The organism is Gilliamella sp. B3817 (assembly GCF_026536705.1).
In the GTDB taxonomy this organism is placed as follows: Bacteria; Pseudomonadota; Gammaproteobacteria; order Enterobacterales; family Orbaceae; genus Gilliamella; species Gilliamella apicola_I.
In genome coordinates, this window is sequence record NZ_JAFNNV010000005.1 from 146,061 (window position 1) to 155,248 (window position 9,188).

General features: G+C 36.7%; 7 protein-coding genes. All 7 read right to left on the reverse strand.

Translation table 11 applies throughout. From position 1 onward, the window contains the following. Nucleotides 1–144 precede the first annotated feature (144 nt). On the reverse strand, nucleotides 145–1,005 hold the full coding sequence (locus J3U36_RS08055; RefSeq protein ID WP_267385864.1) for a DUF6708 domain-containing protein: 861 nt from the start codon (nucleotides 1,003–1,005) through the stop codon (nucleotides 145–147). After that, the gene (locus tag J3U36_RS08060) at nucleotides 957–1,937 is read right to left on the reverse strand and encodes a DUF6708 domain-containing protein (protein WP_267381795.1); all 981 of its coding nucleotides are present in this window, start codon (nucleotides 1,935–1,937) and stop codon (nucleotides 957–959) included. The genes J3U36_RS08055 and J3U36_RS08060 overlap by 49 nt, the downstream gene beginning before the upstream one ends. A gap of 57 nt (nucleotides 1,938–1,994) precedes the next feature. Continuing rightward, nucleotides 1,995–2,867 (reverse strand): DUF6708 domain-containing protein, encoded by an 873-nt coding sequence (locus J3U36_RS08065; RefSeq protein WP_267385865.1) that lies wholly within the window; start codon nucleotides 2,865–2,867, stop codon nucleotides 1,995–1,997. 56 nt (nucleotides 2,868–2,923) lie between these two features. Then, on the reverse strand, nucleotides 2,924–3,787 hold the full coding sequence (locus J3U36_RS08070) for a DUF6708 domain-containing protein (protein ID WP_267385866.1): 864 nt from the start codon (nucleotides 3,785–3,787) through the stop codon (nucleotides 2,924–2,926). A gap of 57 nt (nucleotides 3,788–3,844) precedes the next feature. Then, nucleotides 3,845–4,717, reverse strand: a complete 873-nt coding sequence (locus tag J3U36_RS08075) for a DUF6708 domain-containing protein (protein WP_065557798.1) — start codon at nucleotides 4,715–4,717, stop codon at nucleotides 3,845–3,847. A 56-nt stretch (nucleotides 4,718–4,773) separates the two neighbouring features. Further along, nucleotides 4,774–5,649 (reverse strand): DUF6708 domain-containing protein, encoded by an 876-nt coding sequence (locus J3U36_RS08080; RefSeq protein ID WP_267385867.1) that lies wholly within the window; start codon nucleotides 5,647–5,649, stop codon nucleotides 4,774–4,776. A gap of 15 nt (nucleotides 5,650–5,664) precedes the next feature. Next, nucleotides 5,665–9,188: toxin VasX (locus J3U36_RS08085; RefSeq protein WP_267385869.1), on the reverse strand; the 3,524-nt coding region annotated here is incomplete at its 5' end.

A 9,188-nucleotide genomic window follows, 5' to 3' on the forward strand; every position in this document is an offset into this window, starting at 1 on the left:
TGCAGATATACCTAAGTTATCCTCAATTAATCAACACGACAAAACACTTAATCCCCGCCTCTTAACGAGGGGGTTACATGATGGCATTTTTTATTCCTTCTATCCTGATTGTTTTGCTTTCCGTTTTTTAAACTAACGTCAGGATTATTCGACCGGATACACGGTTTTTGTTAGTTCATACTCTTGTTCTATCTGGGCTAGCTCTTCTTTTGAGCCCGCTTTCGATGCCTTGTCCAATCCTTCAATTTGTCTCGTGGTGATTTTTAGCCTCGGTTTTACTTGCATAAAGGTTTCGGCATCACGTGGGTAATAATTAAGGTATTGTAAACCTATTTGGTCTAAAGGTTCGTTCGTTCTAAACTCCATAAAGTGGCTTATCCAATCCCAATCGCCAGCAAAACAATCTGTTTCTCGAATATAAATATATTCTATGACTTCGTAACTACCAGGTTTGCAAGCTACTCCGTATAAAGAATTGTGTTCTATTGTTCCGCCCGAAGCAAAAGCCCCCGTAGATCGTTGCAATACACCATGAAAGTTTTCCCAATCATAAACCTTAATTTCAAATTTATTTAAGTCATTAAATGAACATAGTGGCTTCCAAAATCTAAACATCCATTTTGTTGCCACCGCCTCGTAAAGGTAAACTTTACCTGTTTTACGATTAAAACGAATTGGATTACTTACAGGGGAATAATGACCAAAAAGAAGAGTAAAGAGAGTGAAATAAAGTACCAGACCTAATCCAATAGATGCAACAAAAGCCACTGTAGCCGCAGCTAATACATCCAATGAATAAAAAAACATCCAAATAAGCAAAATTTCTGCACTACCAAATAAAAAAAATCCAAAATAGGGTCCGATAATTTTTCGTTTACGATAGATTTCAAGGTAATTATCTGTCGCACATGCAATATAATTTGTAGAGCCGAGTATCCCTCCTCCACTGGTTTTACTTAAATCTTGATTCCAACAACCAATTGGTGGTTTGTAACGTGATGGCATTTTTTACTCCTTCTATCCTGATTGTTTTGCTTTCCGTTTTTTAAACTAACGTCAGGATTATTCGACCGGATATACGGTTTTGTTAGTTCATACTCTTGTTCTATCTGGGCTAGCTCTTCTTTTGAGCCTGCTTTCGATGCCTTATCTAACCCTTCAATTTGTCTCGAGGTGATTTTTAGCCTCGGTTTTACTTGCATAAATGTTTCGGCATCACGTGGATGGTAATCAATGTATTCTAAGCCTGCTTGGTCTAACGGTTTATCTGTATTCCATTCCATAAAATGACAAATCCAATCCCAATCCATCGTAAAACAATCCGTTTCACGGATATAAATATATTCAATCACTTTATAACTATTGGGCTCACAAGCAACCCCAACTAAAGCATAACGTTCAAAGCTACCGCCTTGCGGATTAACCACTGTCGAACCTAGTAATACGGCATTAAAGTTTTTCCAATCATAAACTTTTATATGAAATTTATTTAAATCTTTAAAAGCTTTTAGCGGTGGCCATAGCTTCGTCAACATCCGTTCCATTACTACCGCTTCGTAAAGGTAAACTTTGCCTGTTTTACGATTAAAGCGAATAGGACTACTAGCCGGAGCAAATTGATAAAAAAGAAAAGTGAAAAAATTCACATAAAGTATCAGACCTCCCACTATAGATACAAAAAAAAATAATACCGCCATAAACCAATAAATCTCTATTTGAGATAAAAAATCGAAAAACATAAAAATTAACAAAGGCTCAATACTTGCAAATAAAAAAAATGTGAAATAAGGTACTATAATCTTTCGTTTACGATAGATTTCAAGATAATTATCCGTTGCACATGCAATATAACTAGCATAGTGTTTAGTGCCTGGTCCTGCCCCTTTAGATAAATCACTTTTCCATTTGGGCAGTGGTGGTTTGTAACATGATGGCATTTTTTGCTCCTGCTATCCTGATTGTTTTGCTTTCCGTTTTTTAAACTAACGTCAGGATTATTCGACCGGATACACGGTTTTTGTTAGTTCATACTCTTGTTCTATTTGAGCTAGCTCTTCTTTTGAGCCCGCTTTCGATGCCTTGTCCAATCCTTCAATTTGTCTCGTGGTGATTTTTAGCCTCGGTTTTACTTGCATAAATGTTTCGGCATCACGTGGGTAATAATTAAGGTATTTTAAACCTATTTGGTCTAAAGGATCGTTCGTTCTAAACTCCATAAAGTGGCTTATCCAATCCCAATCACCAGCAAAACAATCTGTTTCTCGAATATAAATATATTCTATGACTTCGTAACTACCAGGTTTGCAAGCTACTCCGTATAAAGAATTGTGTTCTATTGTTCCGCCCGAAGCAAAAGCCCCCGTAGTTCGTTGCAATACACCATGAAAGTTTTCCCAATCATAAACCTTAATTTCAAATTTATTTAAATCATTAAATGAATATATTGGCTTACAAAATCTAAATTTCCATTTAGTTGCCACCGCTTCGTAAAGGTAAACTTTACCTGTTTTGCGATTAAAGCGAATAGGACTACTTGCTGGGGCAAATTGATAAAAAAGAAAAGTGAAAAAAATTACATAAAGTAACAGACCTACTACTATAGATGTAACAAACGACATTATAATCACCCATAAATCAATACTATTTTGATTTAATAAATAAAAAAATAACCAAATGAGTAAAATTTCTATACTTCCAAATAAAAATAATGTGAAATAAGGCACTATAATTTTTCGTTTACGAAATATTTCAAGGTAATTATCTGTCGCACATGCAATATAATTTGTAGAGCCAAGTATCCCGCCTCCACTGGTTTTACTTAAATCTTGATTCCAACAAACAAGTTGCGGTTTGTAACGTGATGGCATTTTTGCTCCTGCTATCCTGATTGTTTTGCTTTCCGTTTTTTAAGTTAATGTTAGGATTATTCGACCGGATACACGGTTTTTGTTAGTTCATACTCTTGTTCTGTTTGGGCTAGCTCTTCTTTTGAGCCCGCTTTTGATGCCTTGTCTAACCCTTCAATTTGTCTCGTGGTGATTTTTAGCCTCGGTTTTACTTGCATAAAGGTTTCGGCATCACGTGGATGGTAATCAACGTATTCTAAACCTTCTTGGTCTATGGGGTTATCGATGTCCGATTCCATAAAATGACAGATCCAATGCCAATCCATCGTAAAACAATCCGTTTCACGGATATAAATATATTCAATCACTTTATAACTATTAGGCTCACAAGCAACCCCAACTAAAGCATAACGTTCAAAGCTACCACCTTGCGGGTTAACCACTGTCGAACCTAGTAATACGGCATTAAAATTTTTCCAATCGTAAACTTTTATATGAAATTTATTTAAATCTTTAAAAGCCTTTAGCGGTGGCCATAGCTTCGTCGACATCCGTTCCATTACTACCGCTTCGTAAAGATAAACCTTGCCTGTTTTACGATTAAAGCGAATAGGACTACTTGCTGGGGCAAATTGATAAAAAAGAAAAGTGAAAAAATTCACGTAAAGTACGAGACCTAATCCTATTGATGCAACAAAAGCCACTATAGCTGCAGCTAATACATCCAATGAATAAAAAAACATCCAAATAAGCAAAATCTCTGCACTTCCAAATAAAAAAAATGTGAAATAAGGCACTAAAATTTTTCGTTTACGATAGATTTCAAGATAATTATCCGTTGCACATGCAATATAACTAGCATAGTGTTTAGTGCCTGGTCCGCCCCCTTTAGATAAATCGCTTTTCCATTTGGGCAGTGGTGGTTTATAACATGATGGCATTTTTTGCTCCTGCTATCCTGATTGGTTTGCTTTCCGTTTTTTAAGCTAATGTTAGGATTATTCGACCGGATACACGGTTTTTGTTAGTTCATACTCTTGTTCTATTTGGGCTAGCTCTTCTTTTGAGCCCGCTTTCGATGCCTTGTCCAATCCTTCAATTTGTCTCGAGGTGATTTTTAGCCTCGGTTTTACTTGCATAAAGGTTTCGGCATCACGTGGGTAATAATTAAGGTATTGTAAACCTATTTGGTCTAAAGGTTCGTTCGTTCTAAACTCCATAAAGTGGCTTATCCAATCCCAATCGCCAGCAAAACAATCTGTTTCTCGAATATAAATATATTCTATGACTTCGTAACTACCAGGTTTGCAAGCTACTCCGTATAAAGAATTGTGTTCTATTGTTCCGCCCGAAGCAAAAGCCCCCGTAGATCGTTGCAATACACCATGAAAGTTTTCCCAATCATAAACCTTAATCTCAAATTTATTTAAATCATTGAATGAACATAGCGGCTTCCAAAATCTAAACATCCATTTTGTTGCCACCGCTTCGTAAAGGTAAACCTTACCTGTTTTGCGATTAAAACGAATTGGATTACTTACGGGTGCAAATTGACCAAAAAGAAGATTGAAAAGAATGAAATAAAGAAATAGACCTAATCCAATAGATGTGAGAAACAACGTTATAATCACGAAAAAATCAATTCTATTTTGATTTAAACTAAAAAAAAAGGCGAAAATAATAGCAACTTCTATACTTCCAAATAAAAAAAATCCAAAATAGGGTCCGATAATTTTTCGTTTACGAAATATTTCAAGGTAATTATCTGTCGCACATGCAATATAATTTGTAGATCCGAGTATCCCTCTTCCACTGGTTTTACTTAAATCCTCATTCCAACAAACAAGTTGCGGTTTGTAACGTGATGGCATTTTTGCTCCTGCTATCCTGATTGTTTTGCTTTCCGTTTTTTAAGCTAATGTTAGGATTATTCGACCGGATATACGGTTTTTGTTAGTTCATACTCTTGTTCTATCTGGGCTAGCTCTTCTTTTGAGCCCGCTTTCGATGCTTTGTCTAACCCTTCAATTTGTCTCGAGGTGATTTTTAGCTTCGGTTTTACTTGCATAAAGGTTTCGGCATCACGTGGATGGTAATCAATGTATTCTAAGCCTGCTTGGTCTAACGGTTTATCGGTGTCCCATCCCATAAAATGACAAATCCAATCCCAATCCTCTGTAAAATAATCCGTTTTTCGAATATAAATATATTCAATGACTTTATAGCTATTGGGCTCACAAGCAACCCCGACTAAAATGGATTCTTCAAAGCTACCGCCTTGCGCATTGACTACTGTATAACGCTGCAATACAGCATGAAAATTTTTCCAATCATAAACTTTTATATGAAATTTATTTAGATCTTTAAAAGTTCTTAGCAATGGCCATATCTTCTTCGACATCCGTTCCATTACTACCGCTTCGTAAAGATAAACTTTGCCTGTTTTACGATTAAAGCGAATAGGACTACTAGCCGGAGCAAATTGATAAAAAAGAAAAGTGAAAAAGTTCACATAAAGTACCAGACCTAACCCAATAGTTGCAAAAAAATATATTATTGCCATGAACCAATAAAGTTTTAATTCAGTTAAAAAATAAAAAAATAACGATATAAGCAAAATTTCTGCACTTCCAAATAAAAAAAATGTGAAATAAGGCACTATAATTTTTCGTTTACGATAGATTTCAAGATAATTATCCGTTGCACATGCAATATAACTAGCATAGTGTTTAGTGCCTGGTCCTCCCCCTTTAGATAAATCGCTTTTCCATTTGGGCAGTGGTGGTTTGTAACGTGATGGCATCATTTACTCCTAACGTTATTTTTCAATTAAAAAACTTTTGCCTTCAAATTCATGATATTGATGAACCGGGGCAGGTTGTTCAATTTTATCATCATTGATAATTTTGGGTTTTTGATACATAAGTTCAACGGCAAACAATAAATCTTGAATGGCAGACAGATCAATTTCAGCCAATTTAAAATTAATAACCAGATTGGTGATTGTGCCTTCCATTACTTTCAGTGTTTTATCGCTGTTATCAATGTCTACTTCCTCCGACTGGTACTTATAAAATCGTCCTTTTGATGGTGTAATGCTAACAGTCGGTTTACGATTGACCGAAAGCGGGTCAAAAGTATATTCAACTAATTTACTTTCAAGCTCGTATGTTTCAGGATTATGAGTCAGTTCCAATATAACTTTCTTTTTTGAGTCAATTTTATCATTTATAGTGACAATAAATTGTAGTTCATCATTCTGCTTATCAAAGTTATGAATAGTCATACTAAGATAGAGTGATTTATACTCAAAACCGCCGATTAATGATACATCCTTACGGGACTCAGATTCTTTTAATTTCAGCTGGGGTGACATGCCCGAGGTTAAAAACGCAAAATCATTTAATGCTTTTTTTAATCCATCCTTGGTCAATGGGTATCGACACTGATCAACCCCAAACCCACAACGCGCAAACCAACGCTCTAACTTGGTTCGTTCAAAAAAAGAGGCAATATAGATAATAATGATACCGGCAACAGCGACAGCAATACCAATTCCTGTAACCATTAATGACGGAAGGGCTAGCTCAATCCAGCCTAAAGAGAATGCTGCACCAATTCCTATAGTTATTCCTCCAAGTATTCTTAAACCTCCAGCTGCTATTTCTCCTTCTCTTAACATTAAATTAAACCCTTTAAATATTTCCATCGCACCATCAACTATTGTTAATAGAGCAAGCCCTTTACCGGCAATATTGAGCAAATTATTGGTGATATTGAAAAAGTTTTTTATGCCGTTAGCTCTTTGCAAACTTTGTGTGATGAGTCGACTTTCGCCGTGCGGAAAACGGGTTAAAAAATTGCTGACCCTTAATGCCGTTTTAGCGGTTGCCATTCTGATAATATGCCCCACCACTTCGGTCGTCATGCCACACAGCGCAATGTGACCCGAACAGAAATCATAAAAAAGAAAAGCACGTGCTATTGGGTCGGTTTCGGATTCGAGCAGTTTTCGGTTCTCTTCTAATCCTTTCAGGGTGAACCCCAACATCACCACATTTAAAAAGCATTTGGCTAAACCATTCACTATAATTTTTTGATTTTCTGTTGGAACATGGTTCAGTTTTTTATTTTCCATTTCTTTTAATAGCGATGCTTGTAATTCATCCCCATTTGCCATTACCGCAATGTCAATATCCTGAGGAACGCGCGCGACAAATCGTCGAAATTTTTGGATAGGTAAAATATCTTCGTTTGCCAGCTTTTTAAAATCATCCAGTAAATTTTGCGGTACCCGTGCATTTTCTGTCACCATGCTCACGTCAAGCGTCACGGTTTTTTGTTTTAACACATCGTATTCAGCCCGGGTAAAACCTCGGGATTTGCCATTCAAATCCATAATATAAAATTTTGAATCGGCTTTATTAAAATAAAGGTTATCGCCCGTTGCTGTTTTTAAGTTAGTTTTAAAATTAACCCCGCCAGTGACCGATATTTTGCCAATACTTTCAAAAACTTCGGCAATATGGGGCATGCGGATTTTTAACTTAACTTCGGTTACTTTTCCATCGGCTATTTTTGCCGCCAACTGTTTTAAACGACCGCTTATCAGTGTTTCGTTCAGCAATACATTGCTATTGCGGTATTCGGTAGCAATACCTGAAGTGACATCCGTTGACAACGATAAAATATGATTACGAATAACATGCGCTAATAAGATATCCCCGTCGCTGGCATCGATATCTGCCCCAAAAATGTTATTCATACTGTCAGCTAGCACTTTATCAAGATCACCACCGGATGATTCCGTACTGATTGAAGTGGATGAAGAATTATTATTTTCAGACGTGTCACTGTCGTTTTGACCAAATAAATCCTTATCGTCACCCGCCAGAACTTGATAGTAGTAGCTGTCCGGATCGGAACAGAGTTCATCTTGTAAGGCTTTTACATCATCAGTCGGGGGGATATGACTGGATAACATTGTATGTGCATCATCCAGATAAAATTTATGAAAAGGTTTGAGTTGGTAGTTGAATTCAACTTCCCAAAAACGGGTTTTGTTCCGCTCAGATATCACTACTTTTGACAGTTTTGAATTCATCCCTTCTCGACCAAATAACCAGCGTGCATAATTGGCATAGTCCCGCGAATATTTTTGGATAGTTTGGTTAACACTGTCAGTACTGTTTTTCCAGCTGCTGCGAAAACGTTCAAGCGCTTTCATGTCAAGCTGGGCTTTTAATTTTTTCCAGTGCTCCTGAAAATTGAGCTCTGCCGATTTTTCTTGCGGTATAAATTCGCATGGAGCGAGTATAGAATTAGTACAAATATCAATTTCACTGCGTGTTAAATTTGTCGATTGGCCCCCTCCGGCAAGATTTATAATAGTTTCTCTAATATAACCGGATGATCTTTCCTTAAAAAATTGTTCTAATGATTTTTCATAACCGTCGATTGTTTGTTGTATTGTAAATTTATACTGACATTCTTCATCATATATTTGACTATAAATAAAGGGAACCCCAGTCTTTTTGTTGAGTTTTCCATTTAATCCTTTTTCACCGGTATAATTATTTTTTACTTCTCGCTGGTAATTAAGTTCTTCAACAATGCCAAAATTATCCTCGACCAAAACTACCGGTACTTGGCAATTGTATTTTTCTTCCATATTGCTGGCAAAAATAAAATAATCCCAGTTCGATTCTTTACGGCTTTCAAAATGATGAATTGTGTAAAATCCGGTTGTTCTGAGATCCTCGAAAACCAGTTCCGGTTGTAACGGAAACGGCGATGTTGAAAAGTCAGCATTATCGTTCCCCGACTTGTTATAACCCTCTGCCATCATAAATAAATCTTTCGCCCGTATTTGATCGGGTGATATTGTCTGAATGGCTTCTTCACTAAGATCAACATACGTAAAACGATCCAGAGCCGCTTCACCGCTAAGGTATTTTTCTCTTATCTTTTCTGTCCAGGGGTACTTACTGTAGGCTATCCAGGCTTTTTGGTATAAATTGGTATCGATATTGATAAATGATGCCGGTACATGGTGATTTGATTTGATACACGAAGCTGACATGGGCTCACATTTGTTAATGACCATGTTTTCCAGTGGTCTTTGTCTGAACGCGCCTTCTGGCGTCACTTCATATCCGAGAAACTCTTTATTACCTTCCTTGCTTTCAACCAAAACATAAATATAGCCTTGTCTTACATTTCGTAAGGTATATTCATGCTCCTTAAGCAGGTTTTTGGGTTGCTTTGCAACGTCTTCCGGCACTTTATTTGACCAGGGCACATTCCATGCTTTTTTACGGATGACTGACTTTCTCAGTAAGT

Bases quoted from the DNA above. Each gene is read 5' to 3' on its own strand.
- J3U36_RS08070 (WP_267385866.1), bottom strand. From the start codon at position 3,787: ATGCCATCATGTTATAAACCACCACTGCCCAAATGGAAAAGCGATTTA.
- J3U36_RS08075 (WP_065557798.1), bottom strand. From the start codon at position 4,717: ATGCCATCACGTTACAAACCGCAACTTGTTTGTTGGAATGAGGATTTA.
- J3U36_RS08060 (WP_267381795.1), bottom strand. From the start codon at position 1,937: ATGCCATCATGTTACAAACCACCACTGCCCAAATGGAAAAGTGATTTA.
- J3U36_RS08065 (WP_267385865.1), bottom strand. From the start codon at position 2,867: ATGCCATCACGTTACAAACCGCAACTTGTTTGTTGGAATCAAGATTTA.
- J3U36_RS08055 (WP_267385864.1), bottom strand. From the start codon at position 1,005: ATGCCATCACGTTACAAACCACCAATTGGTTGTTGGAATCAAGATTTA.
- J3U36_RS08080 (WP_267385867.1), bottom strand. From the start codon at position 5,649: ATGCCATCACGTTACAAACCACCACTGCCCAAATGGAAAAGCGATTTA.